This is a genomic window from [Zimmermannella] faecalis ATCC 13722 (genome assembly GCF_000381765.1).
GTDB classification, from domain to species: domain Bacteria; phylum Actinomycetota; class Actinomycetes; order Actinomycetales; family Microbacteriaceae; genus Gulosibacter; species Gulosibacter faecalis.
On the sequence record NZ_KB907078.1, the window covers coordinates 188,242 to 212,654 of the forward strand.

Below are 24,413 nucleotides of genomic sequence, written 5' to 3' on the forward strand. Positions count from 1 at the left end.
CCGCGCCTCCGCGCCCTGCCCCCGAGACGCTGCATCCTCCGGCAACCGGCAGTACCGCACACCATGCAGCCGCCCGCCGCAGGATGCACCCACTCGCGCCCCGCGCCTACACGGGCTCGGGCGCATGGCGGCGGCGGTCGATGAGCGACCAGACGATCGCGGTGCCGACTCCGGAGATCGCGTAGGCCCAGATGCCGCCGGCGAGTCCGCCGAGCATGACGCCGGCGATGGGGATCAGCGTGACGATGAGCGTCTGCGAGATGCGCCCCGTGAGCAGTTCGCCGGTGGTCGCGCGCGAGCGGCAGCGAATGTAGGCGTAGTGGCCGACGAAGTTCGCGAGCACCGTCACCGCGACGGGCACCGTGAACGGCAGCAGCGAGTTGAGCACGCCGATCTCGAGGCCGAGCCAGCCGATCGCCTCGAGCACGAGCAGCACGGCGAGCGCAACGACGACACCGAGCCCGACGACGCCCCACCAGCGCCGGTTGCCGGTGGCCCAGCGCGCATCCCGAGTGTTCGTGATCACGGGCCGCAGCGGGTTGAGAATCAGCCGCACCGGCACGGCGACGTTCGACACGGCGCGGTACGTACCGAAGCCGGCGACGCCGAGCATCGGGGCGAGGAAGATCGGCGTGCAAATCGAGCCGATGTCCATGAGGATCGAGTCGGATGCGAGCCGTCGCGCCTCGCGCCCATGGTCGCGGAACCAGGCGAGCGGTGACGCGAGCCGCCCCTCGCTCGCGGGCAGGAACCCGAGCAGCATGACGCCGGCAGCCGCCCACGCGAGGTAGACGGCGAAGGTCGGGTCGCCGGTCACGACGAGCGTCACGACGCCGGCGCCGACGAACACGATCGCGTAGGCGACGTCGGCGTACCCGGCGCGGCTCACGAGGTCGCGCTGCAGCAGGAAGTAGCGCGTGGGCTCCCAGAACGTCGCGAGTCCGATCGCGAGTCCCGCGAGCACGGCGATGCCGAGCGAGAGTCCGAGCACGAGACCGAGCACGAACGCCGCAGCCCCCGCGAGCAGCGCCAGCCCGGCGGTCGCCGACGCGTACGGCAGCCAGGCCGCGCCGCGCCCCGCGAGCACGCGGATGTGCCAGGGTTCCGAGATGAGCGAAAGGCTCAACGAGAGGCAGAGCGCGTACGCGAAGTAGATGAGCGAGAACCGCCCGAACTCGGCGGCGTTCATCGTGAGCAGCGCCGACACCTGCGGGGCGAGGCCCGCGAAGGCATTGAGCGCGGTGACCGTGGCGAGGCCGACCGCGCGTCGGTTCTTCGTGATGACGCTGACTCCGTTCACTGCGTTCCCGGGGAGCCTACGCTCCCGAAACGCGGTGGGCGATCTGCGGGTCGGCCGCGCCCGAGAGAATCTCTTCGACGCCCGACCAGATGCGCTCGGGCTGGAACTCGGTGAGCACGCGTTCGCGCGCGGCCGCACCCATCCGTTCGCGCAGTTCGGGGTCGTTCGCGAGGGTGTGGATGTGCTGAAGCAGGGCGTCGGTGTCGCCGGCGTCGTAAAGCAGACCGGTGACCCCGTCGACGACCGAGTCGACGGCGCCGGTCGCGCGGGTCGTGATGGTGGGCAGGCCGACCGACGATGCCTCGAGCACGACGTTCGGGAAGCCCTCGCGCAGCGTCGGCAGGCAGAGCGTGTCGATCGCGGCGAGGTGGCCCCAGAGGTCGTTGGTCCAGCCGACGCGGTGCACGCGGTCGCCGAGCACCGCGACCTGGGCGGCGAGCTGTTCGTCTTCGGCTTCGCCGATGCACAGGAGGCGGATGCGCGGGTCGGTCACGCGCGCGAAGGCCTCGATGAGCTTGTCGACGCCCTTGTCGTAGGTGATGCGGCCGACGAAGCCCACGACGTAGTCGTCGGGGCCGAACCCGAACTGCGCGCGGAGTTCGTCGCGGTCGACCTCGGCGGCGCGGGCGGCGACCTCGTGCGCGAGCACGCCGTTGCTCGAGCCTTGGCCGATTGCCCACGACTTGCGGCCGTCGAGCAGGCCGCGGCGCTGCGCTTCGCGGGCGAGCGACGGGCTCACGAACAGCACGTCGGTCGCGACGCGCATCGTGAGCCATTCGGTGAGCCAGAGCACCCACATGAGGGGGCCGTGGGTGCCTTCGATGCGCAGGCCGCGCACGACGTAGAGGCGCCGGGGCACGCGGCGAATCCACGCGGCGATGCCACCGACGAAGCCGGCCTTCGGGGTGCCAACGTTGACGGCGGCCGGCCGCAGCTTCTGCAGCAACTTCAGCCAGCGCCGCAGCGAGATGAGGTCGGCGATCGGCGTGATGCTGCGCGACATCGGCAGCGCGTAGAACCGCACCTGTTCGCGCTCGGCGGCGACGTACGCGTCGTCGTCGGGCGAGCTCGTGAGGCGCACATCCCAGCCGCGCTCGCGCAGCCACGCGAGCTGCCCCCGCAGCAGGCTGTAGGCGCTGCCACCGATCGTGACGCCGTAGACGACGCGGCCGGGCACGGGCCCCTCGGCGGGGATGCTCGGCTCGGGCCGGGCGGCGGGCGCGGCGGCGTGCTTGGGCGCGGTTTCGCGCTTGGTTGAAGCGGCCGTCTGGGGCGCGGTTTCTCGCTTCAGCACGGTTTCGCGGTTCAGCGCGGTTTCGCGATTCAGCGCGGTTTCTCGATTCAACTCAGCGTCGATCGTCATCGGGTTCCTGTTCGTGCGACGGTGCGAATGACCCCGTGGATGCGGTCAAGGTCGGCGTCGGTGAGCGCCGAGCCGCTCGGCAGGGTGAGGCCGCGGTCGAAGAGGCGCTCGGAGGCGCCGGTGATGCGGCCGCGAGCGCCCGCGAAGACGGGCTGCAGGTGCATGGGTTTCCAGAGCGGCCGGCTCTCGATGTCGTCGCCCGCGAGTGCGTCGCTGAGGTCGGCGGCGCTCCAGCCCGTGACCTCGTCGTCGACGACGATCGAGGTGAGCCAGGCGTTGTCGTGCTCGTCGCCGTCGGTGCCGAACACCTCGACGCCGTCGATCTCGGCGAACAGCGCCTTGTACGCGTCGCGCACCTCGTGGCGGCGGGAGATCATGTCGTCGAGCCGCGCGAGCTGTGCCCGGCCGAGGGCGGCGAGCAGGTTGCTGAGGCGGTAGTTGTAGCCGATGTCGACGTGCTCGTAGTGGGTAACGGGCTGGCGTGCCTGCGTCGCGTAGTAGCGCACGCGGTCGGCGAGCTCGCCGTCGTCGGTGAGCAGCATGCCGCCGCCCGATGTGGTCATGATCTTGTTGCCGTTGAACGACACGGCCGACGCGGCGCCGAAGCTGCCGGCGGCGCGGCCGGAGTGGGTCGCGCCGAGTGACTCGGCCGCATCCGACAGGATGGGCACCCCGTAGTCGGCGGCGATCGTCCCGAGGGTCGTGTAGTCGACGGCTTTGCCGAAGAGGTCGACCGGGACGATCGCCGCCACCCGCTCGCCCGCAGCCGTGAGCTCGTCGAGCGCCTGCGCGACGAGTTGCGGGTCGAGGTTTCCGGTGCCGGGGAGGGCGTCGATGAAGTACGGTTCGGCGCCGACGTAGGTGATGGCGTTCGCGGTGGCGGCGAAGGTCATCGTCGAGGTGATGACGACGTCGCCGGGGCCGACGCCGAGCGTGAGCAGGCCGAGGTGCAGCGCGGCGGTCGCCGAGCTGAGGCCGACGCCGTGGGCGACGCCGACGCGCGCCGCGACCTCGGCTTCGAAGGCGGTGAGGTCGGGGCCCGCGGGGGCGACCCAGCCGGAGCGGATCGCCCGCACGACCGCGAGCTCTTCGGCCTCGGTCACGTCGGGTGGCGAGAGGAAGATGCGCTCCTTCGCGCCGCCGGCCGGTGCGGTCGGTCCGGCCGCCGTGGCGGGGTTCGCGGTGAGGGTCACGGCGCGGCCACCGCCTTGACCGCGACGAGCTTGCCGGCGGGCTGCGCCTGCGGCTGCAGCTCGGGCTTCGGCGCGCGCGGGGCGTGGTGGGTGCGGGCGCGCCAGCCGTCGAAGTCGAGCGCGAGGGGCGCGAGCGCCTCGACCTGCGCGTGCGAGATCTTCGGGTGGTGCGGTCGCTCGTTCGCCTCGAACACGTCGAAGAGCTCTTCGTGGAGCTTCTCGCCCTCGCGCAGGCCCGTGAAGACGATCTCGATGTCCTTGCCCGAGATCGCGATCATCCGCTTCGCGATGTCGAGGATGCGCACGGGCTCGCCCATGTCGAGAATGAGCACCTCGCCGGTGTTGCCGATGCCGCCCGCCTGCAGCACGAGCTGGCAGGCCTCGGGGATCGTCATGAAGTAGCGGGTGACGTCGGGGTGGGTGACGGTGAGCGGGCGGCCCTCTTCGATGAGGCGTGTGAACAGCGGCAGCATCGAGCCGCGGCTGCCGATGACGTTGCCGAAGCGCACCGAGAGGTAGGGCTTGCCGGTCTCGCGGCCCATCCAGGCGGTGAGCCGTTCGGCGAGGCGCTTCGAGTGGCCGAGCACGCTCGTGGGGTTCGCTGCCTTGTCGGTCGAGATGTTGATGAACACGCCGACGTCGGCCGAGCGCGCGGCCTCGAGCACGTTGCGGGTGCCGAGCACGTTCGTCTTCCAGCCCTCGTCGGGGTACTGCTCGAGCATCGGCAGGTGCTTCAGCGCGGCGGCGTGGAACACGACCTCGGGGCGGCGGTCGTGGAAGATCTGCTTGAGCGCCTCGGGGTCGCGGATGTCGGCGAGCACGACGTCGGGGGTGTCGAGCAGGCCGTGGCCGTCGATGCCGAGCTGGGTGGTCTGCAGGCCGGTCTCGTCGCGGTCGAGCATGATGAGCTCGGCGGGCTTGAAGCGCGCGATCTGGGCGCAGAGCTCCGATCCGATCGACCCGCCGGCGCCGGTGACGAGCACGCGGCGGCCGACGAGGTAGCCGGCGATGTTTTCGACGTGGGTGTCGAGCGGCGGGCGGCCGAGCAGGTCTTCGATCTGCAGGTCGCGCAGGTCGGTCGAGCGCAGCTCGCCCTGGCGCAGCAGCTGCTCGATCGGTGGCAGCACCTTCACCTGCAGGCTGAGCTCGGCGGCGGCGCACTGCACGCGGCCCAGCAGGTCGGTGTCAGCGTTCGCGACGGCGACGACGATCGTGGTCGCGCCGGTCGCGCGAACGATGCGCTCGAGGTCGTCGAGGGTGCCCTGCACGCGCACGCGGTGGGCCTCGAGGTTGCGCTTCGCGGGGTCGTTGTCGATGAAGCCGACGGGGCGGAACGCGCTGTCGGGCTCGGTCGTGAACCGGCGGGCGAGCTCGGTGCCGACGTCGCCGGCGCCGAAGATGAGGGTGGGTTCGGCGTCGGCCGAGGGGTGGATGCGCGCCTCGGTCGTCACGCGCTTCAGCCAGCGGGTGGCGAGCATCGTGATGAGGGCGATCGGCACCGAGATGAGGCCGACGGTGCGGGGTGTGTTGAGCGGGTCGCCGAGCACGAGCACGGTCGCGGCGAGCACCGCGCCGACGAGCAGGGTCGTGAGGGTGACGCCGCGCACCTCGTCGAAGGTGCCGTGGCCGAAGCGGCCGCGGTAGAGCTGCGTCAGGGCGCCGATGCCGAGCTGGAGCACTGCGACACCGGCGACGATGACGGCGAGCTGTGCCCACGCGATGGCGCCGGCGTCGAGTTCGAAGCGAAGAATTTGCGCGACCGTAATCGCGAATGCCCAGCTGGCGACATCGACTAAATACTGGGCTCCAAATCGCGACAGCCAATTCAGTGCGGCGGCACGAATTGACTGGCGGGATTCACTTGTTTCTGGTGATTCCGAAATGGGTTGTTCGACCTCGTCAATATCGGTTTTACGCACGACGAAACACCCCTCCCTCTGAGAGAAAACAATTATTGCGTGGAGGCTTGCAATTGAAGTTTCCGCGCACGAAGCAGGTAACGGCTCTCAGCCTAGGAGTGCGGTTTCCCGCCAACAAGGCGAGATCTGCCCCGTTTTTCCATCCCCCGGGGTGAGTGGGTGAATTTGCCCCAGGGTGAATAATTTGAATTCAGCATCCCCCTGTTGGAATACGAATATCGCCAGGGTGAAGCCGGGTGGGTAATTCTCTCGCACTGCGCCGCCCCGTCGCCGCGACGGACGCACGATGCCGCCCGCGCATCCGTGCCGCGCGCATCCCTGCTGCTGCGCATCCATGCCGCCTCGCGCATCCCTGCTGCCGGGGCCGCGACCGTCCCCACCGCCACACTTGATGCAGTTTTCTATCAGCGATGCGGCCGTAACCGCATCGCTACTAGAAAACCGCATCACTCCGCGACCCACTGGCCGCGAACGCGCGGCTGCGAGCGCGCGGCCGCTAGCTCGGCTGCTCGCTCCCCTGGTGCGCGTCGATGAAGCGGTGCGACACCTCGAGGTGTTCCTGCCACGCCTCAATGAGGTCGGGCAGCTTCGCGGGCTCGGCGAGCATGTCGTAGAGGTGCGCGTGCTCGGCGTAGAGCTCGGCGCCGCCCTGGTACTGGTACTTCAGCAGGGCGTTGAGCAGGCGGGTTTCGCTCACGAGGGTCGCGAAGAATGCGCTGAGGCGGGGCGACCCCGCGGCGTCGACCACGGCCTGGTGAAACGCGACGTCGGCGTGCGAGATCTTTGGCCAGCTCGAATCCTCTTTGAGCCCTTCGAACCCGACGAGCGCGCGCTGCACGCCCTCGAGCGAGTGCGAAGAGCCGTGGATGAGCGTGAGCGCCTCGACCTCGACGAGGCGACGGATGCGGTAGAGGTCGTTGACCTCGCCGGCATCGAACTGTCGCACCCGCGCGCTATACCCAGCCGGGCGAACGAGGAGCCCCTCGTTAATGAGCTGCTGCACGGCCATCCGCGCCGTCGGCCGGGCGATGCCGAACTCGTTCGCGATGCTCGTGTCTTTCAGCTCTTGCCCGGCGGTGTATTCGCCCGCGAACAGATCGTCGCGAAGGCGATTCGCGGCAGCGTCTACGACCGAGACGGTCTGCAGTTCCTGACCCACTTGGGATCCTCCTCGCGTTCCTCGCACCGAGTCTACGTCGCGTCGGCTGCGCCGGGTTCGGCGTCGAGCGCGAGCGCGAGGTGGTGCGAGGTTCGCGTCGGGCTCACCTGGCCGACCTGCATGTGGCAGCTGAAGCCGTCGGTCAGCACGAGCGCGTCGGTGGCAGCGTTGAGTGCGGGCACGATGGAGTGTTCCGCGACCCGCATCGACACGTCGAAGTGCTCGGCCTCGAAGCCGAAGTTGCCGGCGACGCCGCAGCACGACGACGACTCGGTGATGTTGCCGACGCCCCACTGTCGCAGCACGCTGAGCTGCGCGCCGGGCCCGAAGGCCGCGTGTTCGTGGCAGTGCGTCTGCAGCACGGCGTCGGCGGGCGGCGCCGTGCGGGGGCGCCAGCCCTGCCGCATTGCCGTGTCGACCGCGCCGGCGAACGTGCGCACACGGCCGGCGACGCGCGTGGCGGCTTCGCTGCCGAGCAGCTTCGGTCCGTCGTCTTTGATCGCCGCGGCGCAGCTCGGCTCGAGCACGATGATCGGCCGCTCGCTGCCGTCGTCGAGCTGCTCGACGAGGTTCGCCATGCGTTTCGCGGCACCCTGTCGCTGGCCCGTCGAGATCCAGGTGAGGCCGCAGCAGGCGTCTGGGGAGCACTGCACCGACTGCCCCGCATCGCGGAGCACTCGGGTGGCGGCGGGAATGACCTCGGGGCGGAACGCGCGGGTAAAGCTGTCGAGAAACAGCACGGCCTCGCCGTGCGGGTCGAACTCGGCGCGCTCGATCGCCCGCGTGAGGTCTCGGTGCGGGACGAACTGGGGAAGGATGCGGTGGCGGCTGATCCCGAGCTTGTCGGCGACCCAGCGCAGGGGCGCGAGTTTCGAGACGACGTTCGCGATGCGGCTCATGCGGGTGAGCATGGGCAGCCACCGCGGCAGCCAGCCGATGCTGTAGTGCGTGAAGGGGCGCAGCTTGCCCCGGTAGTGGTCGTCGAGCAGCTCCGACTTCGCCTCGGCGATGTCGACGCCGGTGGGGCAGTCGGTCGAGCAGGCCTTGCACGACAGGCAGAGGTCGAGTGCCTCGCGCACCTCGGGGGTGCCCCAGCCGCCGGCCGAGCGCCCGTTGTTGCGCACGAGTTCTTGCAGCACGCGGGCGCGGCCTCGGGTCGAGTCCTTCTCGTCGCGGGTCGCCCGGTAGCTCGGGCACATGAACCCGCCGCTCGTCGACCGGCAGCGGCCGACGCCGATGCACGCGTTCGCGTTGCCGACGTACGTGCCGAGCTCGCTCGCCGCCTGGCGCTTGGTGAGTAGTGGCAGCTGCGTTCGCCCGCCGAGCACGCCGTGCGACTCCGCCGAGGCCCCGGGCATCCCCTCGAGCGCGAGGTCGTCGGTCAATGCGGCCGGCGACACGATGATGCCAGGGTTGAGCAGCCCATGCGCATCCCACAGGTGCTTGAACTGCTGGAACGCCCGCATCATCTGCTCGGAATACATGAGCGGCAGCAGCTCGCCGCGGGCACGCCCGTCGCCGTGCTCGCCCGAGAGCGAGCCGCCGTACGACACGACGAGGCTCGCGGCCTCGCGCATGAAGGCATCGAAGTGCGCGCGCCCGGCGTCGGAACGGAGGTCGAAGTTCACGCGCATGTGGATGCAGCCGGCGCCGAAGTGGCCGTACATCGCGGTCGTGTAGCCGTACCGTTCGATGAGCGGCTCGAGCTCGGTGAGGTAGTCGGCGAGCCGTTCCGGCGCGACGGCCGAGTCTTCCCAGCCGGGCCAGGTCTGCGTGTCATCGAGCTGGCGCGACGAGAGCCCCGCGCCGTCTTCGCGGATGCGCCAGAGCTTGCCGCGCTCGGCGGCGTCGGTCACGATGACCGCCGCACGCGCGTGCCCGGTGTCGGTGAGCCGGGTTCGGAGGACCTCGCAGGCGCGCTCGGCCTCCTCGGCCGTGTCGCCCGGAATCTCGATGAGGAGGTAGGCCTCGCCCGCGGGCAGCAGCTCGACCGATTCGGGTCCACGACGCGCGCGCATGATCTCGACGATGCGCGCGTCGAGGCCTTCGAGGGCGCTCGGCGCGTACTCGAGGATCGTCATGACGTCGCGGGCCGAGTCAGCGGTCGAGCCGTACCCGGCGCACAGCATGGCCGTCGCCTGCGGCCGCGGCACGAGCTTCACCTCGGCGCGCACGACAAGCGCGCACGTGCCCTCGCTTCCCGCGAGCGCCGCGGGGATGTCGAAGCCGTTCTCGTCGAGCAGGCTGCCGAGGTGGAAGCCCGACACCTGGCGCGGGATGGTCTCGAGTTCGGTGCGCAGCTGGGCACGGAACCGCTCGACGAGGTCGCGCAGCCCTGCGGTGAGGGCTCGCGCGCGCTCGGCCGAGTAGGTGTCGTGTTCGTCGACCGCGCGAAGGTATCCCTTGCCGGCGATGAGGTGGGCGCCGTCGATCGTCAGCAGCTCGACTGCGGTGACGTGCTGGGTCATACGACCGTAGGCAACCGAGTGGTTGCCGCACGCGTCGTTGCCGATCGAGCCGCCGACGGTGGCCCGGGTGGCCGAAGACGGGTCGGGGGCAAACGTCAGCCTGCCGCCGGTCGCGCCCTCGACCCGTTTGCGGAGTTCCGCGAGCACGACGCCGGCATCGACCCAGACCGAGCTGGTCGACTCGTCGATCGCCTCGACGCCGTGCAGCCACCGGGAGGTGTCGATGATGACGCCCGCGCCGACGGCGTTCCCTGCCATCGACGTGCCGCCACCGCGGAACGTCACCGACACCCCGGCGGTGAAGCACTCGTGCAGCGCGGTTCGGCACTCGCCGATGCTCGTGGGGAACACGACGGCACTCGGCCGGACGCGATAGTTCGACGCGTCGTACGAGTACTCGCGGAGCCGCCGCTCCGAGGTGTCAACCGTGATTCCCGCTGCGCGAAGCACGTCAACCCAGGCGGGGGTCGACGAATCCGCGACAAGCTGCGCTGCTTGAGTCATCCGCTCTCCTGTCTAGGTCAGAAACACTACTGGAGCACCGGCACGCGCAGCACGCTCGCGAGTGCCGCGTCGAGCGCGCGAAGCGCGAGCTCGACTTCGGACTCGTTGACGGTGAGCGCAGGCACGACCCGAATGACGTTGTTCAGTGGACCGCAGGTGAGGAGCAGGAGTCGCTCGGCGACGGCGGCCTGCTGTACGGCGGCGGCCGATGCGGAATCGGCCGCGCCGTCGGCCGTCGTGAATTCGAGCGCCTGCATGAGCCCGACGCCGCGCACGTCGCCGATCTCGGGGTACTTCTGCTGCAGCTCGGTGAGCCCGGCCTGCAGCTGCGCGCCCCGCGCGGCCGCGTTCTCGACGAGCCCCTCGTCGCGAATCACGTGGAGCGTCTCAACGCCGGCGGCCGCGGCGACGGCGTTGCCGCCGTAGGTGCCGCCCTGCGAGCCGGGGAAGCCCTTCGACATGAGCTCTTCGCTCGCGGCGATTGCCGAGATGGGGAATCCCGAGGCGATGCCCTTCGCGGTGATGAGCACGTCGGGGCTGATGCCCGCGAACTCGTGCGACCAGAACTTGCCGGTGCGGCCGACGCCGGCCTGGATCTCATCGACGATGAGCAGGATGCCGTGCTCGCGAGCGCGCACCTCAAGGCCGCGGAGGAACTCGACCGGCACGGGAATGTAGCCGCCGTCGCCCTGCACGGGCTCGATGATGAAGGCGGCGGTCTCGCCGGGCGCGGTCACGGTCGCAAAGAGGTAGTCGAGCTCGCGCAGTGCGTACGCCACCGCATCCTCTTCTGAGAGCCCGAGGCGGTAGGCGTACGGGAACGGCGCGACAACGACCCCGCCGACGAGCGGCGAGAAGCCGGTGCGAAACTTCGTTCCCGCGGTGGTGATGCTCGCGGCGCCGAAGGTGCGGCCGTGGAACCCGCCCTGGAAGGTGACGATGTTCGGGCGCCCGGTCGCCATGCGGGCGAGCCGCAGCGATGCCTCGACAGCTTCGGCGCCGGAGTTCGCGTAGAAGACCGAGTCGAGCCCGGTGGGGAGCACCTCGCCGAGCAGCTCCGTGAGCTCGAGCAGCGGCTGGTGCATCACGGTGGTCGCCTGCGCGTGAATCACCTTGCCCACCTGCTCCTGGGCGGCCTTGACCACCCGCGGGTGGCAGTGCCCCGTTGAGGTGACGCCGATGCCCGAGGTGAAGTCGAGGTAGCGAACCCCGTCAACGCCGAGGATCCAGTTGCCTTCTGCGCGGTCGACGACGACCGGCGTGGCCTGCTTCACGAGTGGACTCAGTCGAGCCATGTCAGCTCCCCCTTCGGATTCCGCGGTCGCCCCTGCGCGACCGCATTTCAGGATAACTGTATAACAGTTATCCACCGTGTCAACGGTCTGCCGGAATGCCCGGCCAAAACGCAACGTGGCGCCTACGCACTCGCGCAGACGCCACGTCGGCCCAGGTCTACTCCGAGGCGCTCCAGAAGTCGGGGAGCGTCGAGAGGTCAGAGATCTCGTGGTACGGCTGGTAGAAGTCGCTGCCGGGGAACCCGTACCGGTTCACCCAGATTCGCCGCACGCCGTACTTCTTCGCGGGCATGATGTCGTACTCCCAGCCCTGCGCGACGTGGGTGATCAGCTCGGGCCCGCGGTCGATGGTCTTGAACAGGTGCTCGAACGCGCCGTCGTTCGGCTTGTACCAGCCGGCATCTTCGGCCGTGACGACGTAGTCGAAGTCGACACCGATGGTGTCGACGTGGTACGTGATGAAGTCGCGGTCGGAGTTCGAGATGATCGCGAGCTGCACGCCCTTTTCCTTGAGCTTGCGCAGCGCCTCGGGAACCTCGGGGAATACCGGGAGCTCCTTCGCCTCTTCAACGAGTCGGTCGCCAAACTCCGGCTCGTAGCGCGCGCCGTGCAGCTGCATCGTCTTTTCGAGGGTGAGCCGCACGAGATCCTGATAGCGGGTGTACGGTCCCTGGGCTACCGCGTAGAACCGAATAACGCGCAGGTTATCCAGGAACGTGTCGTGGTCAATTCCAACCTCGTCGAGGCGATCGCGAACAATTGGGAGCGCCAAACGATTCAGGTCAAAGTCGATCAGAGTGCGGTAGCAATCGAAGGTCGCGATCGGGCTGGTGTTACTCACTGAAATTTCCTATCAACTGGGTGGTGGTGAATGAATTACTTGGGGCCGCCGGCTGATTCGACGACGGAGTTATGCGTCGTCGTACCGGTGGCAACATCGGTGATATTGAATACGGGCGGGGCGGATACGAGAAAGTCAAGATCGAACGGGGTTTCGCCGGAGGTCGCGAGGTCGGCGCCGATTTGCCCGAGGGCCGGCGCGATTTTGAACCCGTGGCCCGAAAAGCCACCCAGCACGATCGTGTTGGTGTGATCGGGAGCGAGCGCGAGGTATTCGTGCATGGAGCGCGTATAGCTCTCGACGTACGTCGCCATGCGCACGGGGTTCTCGCGGAGCCCGGGCAGCAGGTCGCGAAGAATCCACGCGAACCGGTTGCGCTGGTCGTGGGCGTCGTCGTACTCGAGGTGCCGCGGCAGCGTGTCGGGGTCGCCCGTTGGGAGGTGGTCGTTGAACCCGAGGCCGAGCTTGACCGACTTCCCACCCTCGGACGGGATGCCGTAGCAGTAGCCGGGCGCGACCTGCATGAACGGGGGAAGCCCGTCGAGGTAGCCGTCGTCGCGGCCGATGAACCAGGCCGAGGTGAGCCGTCGCGTGACGATCCAGTCGCGCAGCTCGGGCACGAGCTTGGTCGTCCAGCCGCCACAGGCCACGACGACGCGGTCGAACGTCGCCGTCTCGCCCGACGCAAGCGTCAGCTCAACCGACTCCCCCGTTTCTCGCAGGGAGGCGACGGGCGCAAACTCGTGCACGGTCGCGCCGTGCGCTGCCGCCTGGCTGACCGCCGTCATCACGGCCTTCTCGGGCGAGATGACGCCGGCCCCGGTGTCGACGACGCCGACCTGCCCGTCGCGGAACGTGAACTGCGGGAAGCACGCGCGCAGCTCGGCGCCCTCGTACTGCGCGATTGGGATCCGCCAGTCGGCGGCCATGCGGGTGGCGTGCTGAATCTGCGCATCGTCTCGGTCGCCGATCAGCAGCACCCCCTGCCGCGCGATGAGCGTCGTGTCGCTCGCCGCTTCGAGCTGGCGCCAGCCGCGTGCCGACTCGCGCACGAACGGCATGTACGACTCGGTCGTGAGCTCGAGGTTGCGATACAGCCGCCCCTCACCACCAGCGCCCGCGAACGGGTGACCGATGTAGCCGCTCTCGAAGCCGTATGCCTCGATACCGGGGCGCTGGCTCAGCTGCCACAGCGTTTGGGAGCCGACGGCACCCAGGCCAATTACCGCGATTTTCATGTGCGAACCTTTTCCTGATTCGTGAAATGTACGTAGAACTCGATTGCGTGATTAGCGGTCGACTTTGAGACGACGCTCGACATTGGCAACAATGCGCGAAGACACGATGCAGATGACGGCGTACATCACGCCCGCCAAGAGCAAGACATTGAAGTACTGGAACGTCATCGCACCAATCGAGAAGGATTTACTGGTGAGCTCACCAACACCAATCGCGAATGCGAGCGAGGTGGACTGGAACACCATAATGAGCAGCGACGTCAGCGGACCGAGCACCGCCCGCAGCGCCTGCGGCAATACGACGTGGAAGAATCCCTTGACCGGAGTAATTCCGAGGCTCGCCACGGCTTCGCGCTGCCCCGCCGGCACGTGCAAGATTCCCGCGCGGAACACCTCACTCGAATAGGCGGCGAGATTCAGACCGTGCGCCATCACCATGGTTGCGAATGCGCTCATCGTGATGCCCGCATCCGGCAGGCCGAAGTAGAACAGGTAGATCACGGCAAGCAGCGGGATCCCGCGGCACACCTCGATGAAGGCGACCAGGATCTGCCGAACCCACTTCGGTCCGCTCACGCTGAGCACGGCGAGCAGGAGCCCGAAGGGCAGTCCGACGAGCGCCGTCGTGCCGGCGAGCGCGAGTGACACACCGAGGCCGTCGAGCAGTTGCGGGAACCATTCGCCCCAACGATCGAACATCAGACGGTCACCACCTTGCTACGAATCTTGGCGTCAACGAATCGCGAGAAGTACGACAGCGGGATTCCCACAATGAGGTAGAGCACGGCGGCAACCGAGAAGACGAACACCGCGGATGCGCCTCGCGAGACCTCGAGCTGCGCGACGAAGATGATGTCGGCGACCCCGATGATGGAGGCCTTCGCGCTGTCTTTGAGCAGGCTCACGGCGTACGACGCCGAGGGCGGCAACGCGAGGTTCAGTGCCTGCGGCGCGATGACCCGCCAGAACTGGTTGGCCGGCGTCAGGCCGAGGGCCGCCGCCGCCTCCCGCTGGCCCCGGCTGACATTCTCGATGCCGGCGCGGTAGTTCTCGGCGAGGTAGGCCGCCGAGATCAGGCTCAGGCCGATCAGTGCCGCGGGGAGCGGCGACAGCGTGAGAATCGGGCTGATGCCGTAGTAGATGATGAGCAGCCACACGAGCGGCGGAACACCGCGGCAAAGGTCGATGATGCCGATCGCCAGCCACCGCAGCGGCAGGAACTTCGACACTCGCGAGAGTGCGAGCGGCACCCCGACGAGGGCACCCGCGACGAACGAGACCACCGTCAAGACAATGGTGATGCCGAGCCCAGCACTGATGCTGGAGAACAGGCCACCGAGATCAATTCCACTCATCGATGCAGCACCGCCTGTAAGAACGACTTCGTGCGGTCTTTCTGCGGGTTCTTGAAGAGCTCGCTCGGGCGCCCCTCCTCGAGAATCACCCCACCATCGAGCAGCATGACCCGGTCGGCGACCTTCTCGGCGAATCGCATCTCGTGCGTCACGACGAGCATCGTCATGCCGCTATCGGCCAGGTCACGCATCACCCGCAGCACGCCATCGGCGATCTCGGGGTCGAGCGCCGAGGTCGGCTCGTCGAACAGCATCACTTCTGGGTCGAGCGCGAGCGCTCGGGCGATCGCGATGCGCTGTTGCTGCCCGCCCGAGCACTCGGACGGCTTCGCGTTCGCCTTGTCGGGGAGCCCGACCTTCTCGAGGAGTTCGTGCGCGATGCGCTCCGCATCCTTCAGATCGCGCTTCCCGTTGAGCTTCTGGGCGAGCACGATGTTCTTCAGCACGCTCAGGTGGGGGAAGAGATTGAAGCTCTGAAAGACCATGCCGACTCGGCGGCGCAGGTCGATGAGCTCCTGCTTACTCGGGTTGAGGGGGTCGCGAAACATTGGCGTTCCGCCCAGCTCCAGCTGGCCGCCCGTTGGGCGTTCGAGGTAGTTGAGGCAGCGCAGAAAGGTGCTCTTGCCCGCCCCACTCGGCCCGATCAGGGCGATGACCTCACCGGGCCGCACATCCACCGAGATGCCCTTCAGTACCTCGTTCTCACCGTACGTCTTCGTGATCGCGTCGGCGCGCAGCAGCACATCTGCGCCGTTGGTGTTGGCCTGGTTCACGATTTCGTTCAGTCCTCTGTCTCAGTCGGGTCGGCGATCCACTGCGGGTCGAGCCCGTATTCCTCAAACTGCTCTTGCATCTGGCCCGACTCGATGTAGTCGGCAAGCACGGTGTTGACGCCGTCCTTCAGTGCGACGTTGCCCTTCTCGACGAGCACGACCGCGAGCGCTTCCTTCTGCGTGTGCGGCAGCTGCTCGGAGGGCTCCATCGTTTCGAGCGTGAGCTCCGAGTACTGCGGCTGCGTGAGGCGCCACGAGTTCGCGTGGTTGTTCACGATGCCAACGTCGATGCGGCCGGCCTTGACGTCGTCGATCACCGCGACGTCCGACTGGTACTCGACGACGTTGTCACCGAAGAGGTCGTAGAGTTGCTCGTTCCAGAGGTAGCCCTGCGGGGTGCCGATCTTCTTGTCTTTCAGCTCCTCGACGGTGTGCCAGCCCTCGCCCTTCGTCACGACGCCCATCGTGCTCTGGTACATGGGGTTGCTGACTTCGAACAGTTCGCGGCGCTCGTCATTGACGGTCCAGTTGCTCGAGCTGAGGTCGGCCCGGTTGTTCTGCAGGCCCTCGATCGCACCGGCGAACGACGTGACCTGGTAGTCGAGTTCGAGGCACAGGCCGGCGGCGATTTCCTTGAGCAGCGTGCCCTCAACGCCGGAAATTTCGCCGCCCTCGGTCGTGACGAATGGCGGGTGCTCAACCACGAGCGCGGTGAGCTTGCCCTCGGTCATGGTCTCGACCTCGGCGATGGGTTCGCAGTCTTCGGCGACGGTCGAGCCGCCGGTGTTTCCGGCGCAGCCCGTCATCAAGAGCATGAGTGAAGCAAGGCCGCCCGCGAGGAGGTGTCGCTTCTTGATGTTGTGAAGGGGGTAACGAGTAATGGACATGGAATGATCCTCGATCCTGTTGGAATCACCAGCGATTCGCATACTCCGTGTTGATTGAGCCAACCAAACCACCCCAATCTGTTCATGTCAAGCTCGAAAATTGCGGCTTTTGTTCGTTAGGGTGCCCTCAGTTGCTGATCTATTGCATCAACTCGAACCACATGGAAGGATCTGTTCATGGAGCTAGATGAGCTGGACCGGCAAATTCTTGCCGCGCTGTACGTCGACGGGCGCTCCTCCTGGGCAAAGATCGCCGAGGAGATCGGGAGTTCGACCAGCACGGTTCGACGCCGTTTTGATTCCCTCTCGACCCGTGGACTCGTGCGCGTCATCGGCCGCACCGACGTGTCGCGCCTCGGCTACGGCCCGCCGGCTATCGCGAAGTATGTAGGCCGCGATGCGCTCACGAAAGAGTTCACCGAGCACCTGCAGCAGCATCCGCACGTGCGATTTGCCGCATCCACCGTCGGGTCGGCCCACGTGCTCGCCGAGATCGTGCCGCGCTCGCTCGCTGACCTGCAGCGCATCCTCACCGACATCGCCCAGCGCTTCGACGTGACCTCCGAGAGCTTCGTCGTCGCCCACACGTACACGTCGGGGCAGGACTGGCTGCCGAACGCCGCCCGCCGCATCGACACGGCCGCGCAGGGCGACCCGCTGCAGCTCACGCCCGATCAGACGAAGGTGCTCTCAGAGCTGCTGCCCGATGGCCGCACGCCGTTCGCCGCGCTCGCAAAGACGCTCGGGAAGTCAGAGAACACCGTGCGAAAGATCGTGGAAGACATGTTCACGCGCGACATCGTGTCGCTGCGCGTGCTCGCCGAGCCCGAACGCCTCGGGTTCGCGGCGACGTTCTGGGCGATGCTCAATGTCGACCCCGCGACGCTGACGCAGGCCGCGCCGATTCTCGCGGAGCTCCCCTCAACGAAGACGCTCTTCGCGACGACGGGCAGCAGCAACATCGTGGGCCAGTTCGTGCTGCCGCACCACACCGACACGTACACGTTCATGAGCGACGTGCTCGGCACCCTACCGGGCATCCGCGGCTACGAGCTCCTCCTTGAGTCGGCGACGCACAAGCGCGTGTGGAACACGATCAACGACGGCATCTACGGGCCAGTGGCCGGGCCGGCCTGGCTCTTCGGCGAGCACTCCGCGAGCACCGCCGGGTAGCGACGCCTACCCTCGCAGCAGCAGCGCCGCAAGGTCGACGACGTTCTTGAGCGGCTCGCCGCGCTCGAACCTCGCGTGATTGTCGAGAAAGAGGTCAACGGCGGCGTCGCGCCAGCCCGTCGTGTCGGCCGACTGGTGCGGCGACACGAGCACGCCCTCGAGACCCCAGAGGGGACTTTCGGGTGGCAGCGGCTCCTGCGCGAAGACATCGAGCGTGGCGGCACCGATCGAGCCCGACCGCAGCGCGTCGGCGAGGGCCGCCTCGTCGAGCAACTGCCCGCGGCCCACGTTGATCACGTGCGCGTCGGGGCGCATCAGCGCCAGTTCGTGTGCACCGATCAGGCCCCGCGTCGCCGCCGTGAGCGGTGCGGCCAAGACGATGTCATCGGCATCCGGCAACAGCTCAGGGAGCTCGTCGATGCCAAAAATCTGCTGCTCCGATCCGTCGTCACCGCGCTCGGCACGCCGTGTGCGCCCCACGAGGCGAACCTCGATACCGACCGCACGAAGGAGCGCCGCGATCGCGCGCCCGACTCCCCCGGCGCCGACCACGAGTGCCCGCCTGCCGGCGAGGCGGCCCGTCGGCTGCTGGTTCCAGACGCGCTCGCGCTGCTGGGCAACCAGGCGGTCAAACGCCTTGGTGCGAAACAGGATGCTCGCGAGCACAAACTCGGCCATTGGCTGCTCGAACAGCCCGCGCGTGTTCGTTACCGTGGCCGCCTTCGCAGCCTCGGCGGTTGCGACCGCGTTCACGCCGAGGCTGTTCGTGTGAATCCACGCGAACGTCCCGGGGCCGCACTCGTGCACGAGGGTCGTGTGGAGGTCCCAGACGAGCAGCACCGGCGAGCTCGCGGAGTTCGCTCGGAACTGCTCCGGTGTCGAGACGTAGACCGGTGTCACCGTCGATTCGAGGCGCCGCAGCTCGGGCGGGGGCGCCGCAGCATCGGCAACCGCAATCACCACGGTGGGTTTCACGGGCGTACCTCCTCATCTCGTGCGCGCATCGCGCACGCACGCGTCAATCCTCGCAGGCCGACCAAGCCTCGCAGGCCGGTCGGGCCGTGCCGGCCGGCCCACGCTCGCTTGCGCGTCAGTCGTCGCCGGGCGGTTAGTCCTCGTCGACGATGAAGCTGTACTTGTACTCGAGGAACTCGTCGATGCCGAGCACGCCGCCCTCGCGGCCAAGACCCGACGCCTTGACGCCGCCGAGCGGGGCCGCCGCATCCGAGATAATCCCCGAGTTGATGCCAACCATGCCGATTTCGAGCCGGCGCGAGACGCGCATCGCGCGGGCGAGGTTCTCGGTGAGCACGTAGCCGGCGAGGCCGTACTCGGTGTCGTTCGCGAGCTCGATTGCCTCGTCTTCGGTGCGGAACGTGAGGATCGGCGCCACGGGCCCGAAAATCTCTTCTTTCGTGAGCTTGGCGTCGCGCGAGACGTTGCGCAGCACGGTCGGCGGGTAGAAGTTGCCGGGCCCGTCGGGCAGCACTCCCCCGACGAGCACTTCGGCGCCCTTCTCGACGGCGTCGTCGACGAGGCCCTGGATGCGGCGGCAGCTTGCCTCGTCGATCATCGGCCCGATCTGCGTGCCGTCGTCGAGTCCGTTGCCGACCTGCAGCGTGCCAAAGTGCGCGGCGAGCCGCTGCGCGACCTCGTCGGCGATGCGCTCGTCGACGATGATTCGGTTCGCAGCGGTGCAGGCCTCCCCCATGTTGCGGAGCTTCGCCGCCGAGATCTCGGTGACCGCGCGGTCGAGGTCGGCGTCGTCGAACACGATGAAGGGCGCGTTGCCGCCGAGTTCGAGCGACGTGCGCACCATGTGCTTCGAGCACTGCCCGTGCAGGATGCTGCCGACCTGCGTCGAGCCGGTGAAGGAGAGGTGGCGCACGAGGCCCGAGTCGAGCATCGGCGCGACGGTCGCCGACGACTGCGACGTCGTGATGACGTTGACGGCGCCGGCGGGCACGCCGGCCTGCTCGAGCAGTTTCGCGAAGAAGAGCATCGTGAGCGGCGTCTTCTCGGCCGGCTTCACGACGACGGCACAGCCAGTCGCGATGGCCGGCGCGATCTTGCGCGCGCCCATGGCGAGGGGGAAGTTCCACGGCGTGATGAGCAGCGACACACCGACGGGTTCGCGCGACAGCACGATCTGCCCGCGCCCATTCGGCGTGCGGCTGTGCGAGCCCTGCACGCGCACGCCCTCGTGGGCGTACCACTGCAGGTAGCTCGCCGAGTAGTCGACCTCGCCGAGTGCTTCGGCGTAGGGCTTACCCATTTCGGCGGTCATGATCGCGGCGAGCTCGTGCTTGCTCTCGAGCAGCAGCGCGTGGGCGCGGTGCAGGATGCCCGAGCGGGCCTGCGCCGTCATCGCCGCGAATGCCGGCTGTGCCGCATCCGCCGCGCGAAGCGCCCGCATGCCGTCGTCGGGGCTGGCGTTGGCGATCTCGAGCAGCAGGTCGCCGGTCGCCGGGTTGGTCACGCGAATGGGTTCGCGCTCGCTCGGCTCTTCCCACTGCCCATCGATCAGAATTCCACGCGGAACATTGTCTAGCTTCACTTCGACCACGGCGTCGCCCTCCCACTTCATGACTGCTCGTCTCGGCAATCTCGAGCCGAGTGTATAACAGTTATTCAGTGAGACACAACAACACTCGACACCCGCCCCGCGCGCAACCAACCCGCGCATCGGCTCCCGCCGCGCATCCCCGCCGCCCACACCCACGACTTGACGCAGTTTTCTGGCAGCGATGCGCCCGCAACCGCAGCAAAACCAGAAAACCGCATCACTCCGCGACCAACTGGCCGCGAACGACTCCGCACAACGAAAACGCGGGGGTCGAGCGCAATGCTCGATCCCCGCGTTTTGCGAGAGCGTCTAGTCGTCGGTGCCGGTGGTCACTTCGGCCTCGGCGTTGCTCGCCGCGGTCTCACCCGCCGACACGCCAACGGCCTGTCGCTCGGGGCGCTTCACGTCGAAGTCAAATTTACCGTCGGCGTAGTCGACTGCGACGTGGTCGCCGCCGCGAAGCTCGCCGCGCAGGATGAGCTCCGACAGTTGGTCTTCGACCTCCTGCTGCATCGCGCGACGCAGCGGACGCGCGCCAAGCGCGGGGTCGTAGCCCACCTTGATGAGCTGCTCCTTCGCCGTGTCGGTGAGCTTGACCGTCATGTCTTGGTCGAGCATCCGGTCGGCTAGGCGCTTCGTGAACAGGTCGACGATCTGCAGGAGCTCCTTCGGCGACAGCTGCGGGAACACGATCGTGTCGTCGACACGGTTGAGGAACTCGGGCTTGAAGTGCTTCTTGAGCTCCTCGTTCACCTTCGCCTTCATGCGGTCGTACGACGTCTGCGTGTCGCCCTCGACCTGGAAGCCGACGGGGCCACCCGTGATGTCCTTCGTGCCGAGGTTCGTGGTCATGATGATCACGGTGTTCTTGAAGTCGATCACGCGGCCCTGGCCGTCGGTGAGTCGACCCTCTTCAAGAATCTGCAGCAGCGAGTTGAAGATGTCGGGGTGTGCCTTCTCGATCTCGTCGAACAGCACGACCGAGAACGGCTTGCGGCGCACCTTTTCGGTGAGCTGGCCGCCCTCTTCGAAGCCGACGAATCCGGGAGGGGCACCGAACAGGCGCGAGACCGTGTGCTTCTCGCCGAACTCCGACATGTCGAGCGTGATGAGCGCCGACTCGTCGTCGAAGAGGAACTCCGCGAGGGCCTTCGCGAGCTCGGTCTTACCGACACCGGTGGGGCCAGCGAAGATGAACGAGCCGGATGGGCGGTTCGGGTCCTTGAGGCCGGCGCGGGTGCGGCGGATCGTGCGCGAGAGCGCCTTGACCGCTTCTTCCTGGCCGATGACGCGCTGGTGCAGCGCCTCTTCCATGAACACGAGACGCGCGGTCTCTTCTTCGGTGAGCTTGTAGACCGGAATGCCGGTGGCCTGGGCGAGCACCTCGGCGATGAGCCCGGCGTCAACCGTGCCCGTGGCCTTGACCTCGCCGGCCTTCCACTGCTTCTCGAGGCGCAGGCGCTCGCCGAGCAGCTGCTTCTCGTCGTCGCGCAGCGACGCCGCCTTCTCGAAGTCCTGCAGGTCGATCGCTTCTTCCTTGTCGCTGCGAACCTTTGCGATCTTCTCGTCGAGTTCGCGCAGCTCGGGCGGCGACGACAGCACCGACAGGCGCAGGCGTGCGCCGGCCTCGTCGATCAGGTCGATGGCCTTGTCGGGCAGCTGACGGTCAGACACGTAGCGGTCGCTCAGCTGCACGGCGGCAACGATCGCCTCGTCGGTGATCGTGACCTTGTGGAACGCCTCGTACTTGTCGCGCAGCCCCTTGAGAATGTTGATCGTGTGCTGCGCCGACGGCTCGTCGACGATCACCGACTGGAAGCGACGCTCGAGCGCCGCATCCTTCTCGAAGTGCTTCTTGTACTCGTCGAGCGTGGTCGCGCCGATGGTCTGCATCTCGCCGCGGGCGAGCATGGGCTTGAGGATGTTCGCCGCGTCGATCGCGCCCTCGGCCGAGCCGGCACCCACGAGGGTGTGGATCTCGTCGATGAACACGATGATGTCGCCGCGGTTCTTGATCTCCTTGGTGACCTTCTTGAGGCGTTCCTCGAAGTCACCGCGGTAGCGCGAGCCGGCGATGAGCGAGCCGAGGTCGAGCGCGTAGACCTGCTTGTCTTTCAGTGTCTCGGGCACTTCGCCGTTCACGATCGCCTGCGCGAGGCCCTCTACGACGGCGGTCTTGCCGACGCCGGGCTCACCGATCAGCACGGGGTTGTTCTTGGTACGGCGCGACAGAATCTGCATGACGCGCTCGATTTCCTTCTCGCGCCCGATCACCGGGTCGAGCTTGCTGTCGCGCGCCATCTGCGTGAGGTTCTCGCCGAACTGGTCGAGCACGGCCGAGCCCTGCGGGCTGGCCGACGACGAGGCGCCCTCGGGGCCGGCCGCGACCGGCTCCTTGCCCTGGTAGCCGGCGAGCAGCTGAATGACCTGCTGGCGCACCGAGTTGAGGTCGGCGCCGAGCTTCACGAGCACCTGCGCGGCAACGCCCTCGCCCTCGCGAATGAGGCCGAGGAGGATGTGCTCGGTGCCGATGTAGTTGTGGCCGAGCTGCAGCGCTTCGCGCAGCGATAGCTCCAGCACCTTCTTCGCGCGCGGGGTGAATGGGATGTGGCTTCCGGGCTTCTGCTGGCCCTTGCCGATGATGTCCTGCACCTGGTCGCGAACGGCTTCGAGTGAAATTCCGAGCGACTCGAGCGCCTTGGCTGCGACGCCGTCGCCCTCGTGAATCAGGCCGAGCAGCAGGTGCTCGGTTCCGATGTAGTTGTGGTTGAGCAGCTTCGCCTCTTCCTGGGCGAGCACGATCACGCGCCGAGCGCGGTCGGTAAAGCGTTCAAACATCAGGCGTCTCCTTACGAGTTGTTAGAAGACTAAACGCGTGCCGCCTGAGATCGCGCCCCTGTTCGCCGTTGGCGTGCACCCCTACGGGGTCGGGGCAAGTTCGGGCGTGCACGACGCCTTCGCCGACACCATCGCGTCTTGCCACAGCTCGCCGAGCGCCTGCGACGACGCGGGCCAGCCCCGGTCGCCGGTGAACGCGCATCCGGCCACCTCGAAGGCGAACTTGAAGTTGCCGCCGTCGATGAGCGGGTTGCCGAGCACCTCGACCTGGTAGTTCACGTCGTCGCCGAGGCGCTCCATGAGTTCGGGCAGGCGTTCCCAGACGGCGGTGGTCATGAACGCGTCGTCGGCCTCGGCCGCGGTGACGTCGCTCATCGCGTCGTCGAAGCTCACGACCTCGATCTGCAACGGCACGTCGGACTCGGGGTGATACGCGACCTCGCAGCTCGCGAGGTCGGCGATCTGCATGAACGTCGTGGCGACCTTCGAGGCCTGCGAGAACTCGGTCTTGCCGGGGAACGTCGCGGCGTGGAACTCGGCCTTGAAGTGCGCGTTCGGCACGAGGATGTCCCACTGCCCGTCGTCCGAGCCGGGGTCGGTGACGCCGCGAAGGGCCGACACGGTCTTGTCGGCCTGTTCGGCGTCGGCGTCGTCGGGCAGCTCGATCGCGATGTAGCGCGGGTCGGGCGACTCGACCTCGTCGCCGTCGAGCACGTCGTCGCGCGGCAGCATCGAGATGCGTTCGGAGTAGCCGCTCACCGACACCGCATCGACGCCGTCTTGCTGCAGCTCGAGCCAGAAGGCGAGCTGTTCGGCGAGGGCCTCGCTGTCGAGGTTGTCGAAGTACGAATAGGTCGATTCGCCGAGCGCGAGCTCGGGCGAGCTCGAGCTGACGCCCTGCTCGTCGGCGGTCGCCTCGAACGTCGCGGTCTCGGCGCCGACGGCGGCGAGCTCCTCGGCCGAGATGTCCTCGACGAGCGTGACGTCGAGCCCGTACACGTCGGTGCGTTCGCTCGAAATGTCGAGTTCTGCGTCGGTAACGCCGGGAAGTTCACGGATGCCCTTCACCAGGTTCGCGAGCGGGTTCGTGTTCACGAACGTTCCGGTGGGCTGAGCGGCGGCGCAGCCGGTGAGCGATGACAGCGACAGCATCGAGCCGATCGCGGCAAGGCCCAGCAGGAGTCGGCGCACGCGCATCCCTCCCTACTTGCAGCCCGGCACGGTCATCGCGCGACAGCTGCGGGTGTGCGCGACCACGCCAGCGTACGACCGCGACCGGAGTAGACCCTGGGCTTTGCCCGAACGTCGACCGGGCTACGCCTCGGGGGTGCGCTTGCCGCGCTCCCGCTCGAAGCGCTCGCGCTCTTCGCGCTCGACGTCGGCGCGTTCGCTGCGAATCTTGCGGTCAGCGTTGAGGGCGGCGTAGATGATGCAGCCGAAGAAGGCGCCAATGACGATGGTCGGGATCACCGACCAGAGCGCGTTCCACCACCAAGCTGCATCCATAACCCGCCTATCCTATCGCGCGAAGCCGCGCGGCG

Annotated in this window: 19 protein-coding genes; 1 reads left to right on the top strand and 18 read right to left on the bottom strand. The window is 67.7% G+C overall.

Translation table 11 applies throughout. From position 1 onward, the window contains the following. Positions 1–106: 106 nt before the first annotated feature. From G328_RS0107890 to G328_RS0107950, 13 genes are all read right to left on the bottom strand, one after another. Positions 107–1,300 (bottom strand): hypothetical protein, encoded by a 1,194-nt coding sequence (locus G328_RS0107890; RefSeq protein WP_019618806.1) that lies wholly within the window; start codon positions 1,298–1,300, stop codon positions 107–109. Between the two features lie 16 nt (positions 1,301–1,316). Next, on the bottom strand, positions 1,317–2,663 hold the full coding sequence (locus G328_RS0107895) for a glycosyltransferase family 4 protein (RefSeq protein WP_019618807.1): 1,347 nt from the start codon (positions 2,661–2,663) through the stop codon (positions 1,317–1,319). Then, a complete protein-coding gene (locus G328_RS0107900) occupies positions 2,660–3,856 on the bottom strand; it encodes a DegT/DnrJ/EryC1/StrS family aminotransferase (RefSeq protein WP_019618808.1) in 1,197 nt (398 codons plus the stop codon). Before G328_RS0107900 ends, G328_RS0107895 begins: the two co-directional genes overlap by 4 nt. Continuing rightward, positions 3,853–5,775, bottom strand: coding sequence for a polysaccharide biosynthesis protein (locus tag G328_RS0107905; RefSeq protein ID WP_019618809.1), 1,923 nt, complete (start codon positions 5,773–5,775; stop codon positions 3,853–3,855). The genes G328_RS0107900 and G328_RS0107905 overlap by 4 nt, the downstream gene beginning before the upstream one ends. Positions 5,776–6,271: 496 nt before the next feature. Beyond that, positions 6,272–6,934 (bottom strand): GntR family transcriptional regulator, encoded by a 663-nt coding sequence (locus G328_RS15870; protein ID WP_019618810.1) that lies wholly within the window; start codon positions 6,932–6,934, stop codon positions 6,272–6,274. A 32-nt stretch (positions 6,935–6,966) separates the two neighbouring features. Next, positions 6,967–9,906: an FAD-binding and (Fe-S)-binding domain-containing protein gene (locus tag G328_RS0107915; protein WP_019618811.1), complete on the bottom strand. Its 2,940-nt coding sequence runs from the start codon at positions 9,904–9,906 to the stop codon at positions 6,967–6,969. A gap of 26 nt (positions 9,907–9,932) precedes the next feature. Continuing rightward, the gene (locus G328_RS0107920) at positions 9,933–11,201 is read right to left on the bottom strand and encodes an aspartate aminotransferase family protein (protein WP_040905122.1); all 1,269 of its coding nucleotides are present in this window, start codon (positions 11,199–11,201) and stop codon (positions 9,933–9,935) included. Positions 11,202–11,358: 157 nt separating this feature from the next. Further along, positions 11,359–12,042: an HAD-IA family hydrolase gene (locus tag G328_RS0107925; protein ID WP_019618813.1), complete on the bottom strand. Its 684-nt coding sequence runs from the start codon at positions 12,040–12,042 to the stop codon at positions 11,359–11,361. A 35-nt stretch (positions 12,043–12,077) separates the two neighbouring features. Further along, a complete protein-coding gene (locus tag G328_RS0107930) occupies positions 12,078–13,280 on the bottom strand; it encodes an FAD-dependent oxidoreductase (protein WP_019618814.1) in 1,203 nt (400 codons plus the stop codon). 51 nt (positions 13,281–13,331) lie between these two features. Further along, positions 13,332–13,979 (bottom strand): amino acid ABC transporter permease, encoded by a 648-nt coding sequence (locus G328_RS0107935; RefSeq protein ID WP_019618815.1) that lies wholly within the window; start codon positions 13,977–13,979, stop codon positions 13,332–13,334. Beyond that, positions 13,979–14,635: an amino acid ABC transporter permease gene (locus G328_RS0107940; RefSeq protein WP_019618816.1), complete on the bottom strand. Its 657-nt coding sequence runs from the start codon at positions 14,633–14,635 to the stop codon at positions 13,979–13,981. The genes G328_RS0107935 and G328_RS0107940 overlap by 1 nt, the downstream gene beginning before the upstream one ends. Then, a complete protein-coding gene (locus tag G328_RS0107945; RefSeq protein WP_019618817.1) occupies positions 14,632–15,408 on the bottom strand; it encodes an amino acid ABC transporter ATP-binding protein in 777 nt (258 codons plus the stop codon). The genes G328_RS0107940 and G328_RS0107945 overlap by 4 nt, the downstream gene beginning before the upstream one ends. An 8-nt stretch (positions 15,409–15,416) precedes the next feature. Then, positions 15,417–16,295, bottom strand: a complete 879-nt coding sequence (locus G328_RS0107950; protein WP_019618818.1) for a substrate-binding periplasmic protein — start codon at positions 16,293–16,295, stop codon at positions 15,417–15,419. Between the two features lie 177 nt (positions 16,296–16,472). On the opposite strand from G328_RS0107950, the gene G328_RS15875 reads away from it, so the two are divergent. Beyond that, entirely contained in the window at positions 16,473–17,468 is a 996-nt protein-coding gene (locus G328_RS15875) for an Lrp/AsnC family transcriptional regulator (protein WP_019618819.1), read from the top strand. Positions 17,469–17,474: 6 nt separating this feature from the next. Here G328_RS15875 and G328_RS0107960 read toward each other — a convergent pair whose 3' ends face one another. From G328_RS0107960 to G328_RS0107980, 5 genes are all read right to left on the bottom strand, one after another. Next, positions 17,475–18,443: a D-2-hydroxyacid dehydrogenase gene (locus tag G328_RS0107960; RefSeq protein ID WP_154651549.1), complete on the bottom strand. Its 969-nt coding sequence runs from the start codon at positions 18,441–18,443 to the stop codon at positions 17,475–17,477. A 133-nt stretch (positions 18,444–18,576) separates the two neighbouring features. Further along, complete coding sequence (locus G328_RS0107965) at positions 18,577–20,055, bottom strand: NAD-dependent succinate-semialdehyde dehydrogenase (protein WP_019618821.1); 1,479 nt, start codon at positions 20,053–20,055, stop codon at positions 18,577–18,579. 288 nt (positions 20,056–20,343) lie between these two features. Further along, on the bottom strand, positions 20,344–22,872 hold the full coding sequence (locus G328_RS0107970) for an ATP-dependent Clp protease ATP-binding subunit (RefSeq protein WP_019618822.1): 2,529 nt from the start codon (positions 22,870–22,872) through the stop codon (positions 20,344–20,346). An 81-nt stretch (positions 22,873–22,953) separates the two neighbouring features. After that, positions 22,954–24,063 carry a hypothetical protein gene (locus G328_RS0107975; protein WP_154651550.1) on the bottom strand — a complete coding sequence of 370 codons (1,110 nt, stop codon included), beginning with the start codon at positions 24,061–24,063 and terminating at the stop codon, positions 22,954–22,956. Between the two features lie 123 nt (positions 24,064–24,186). After that, positions 24,187–24,378, bottom strand: a complete 192-nt coding sequence (locus G328_RS0107980) for a hypothetical protein (protein WP_019618823.1) — start codon at positions 24,376–24,378, stop codon at positions 24,187–24,189. Positions 24,379–24,413 lie beyond the last annotated feature (35 nt).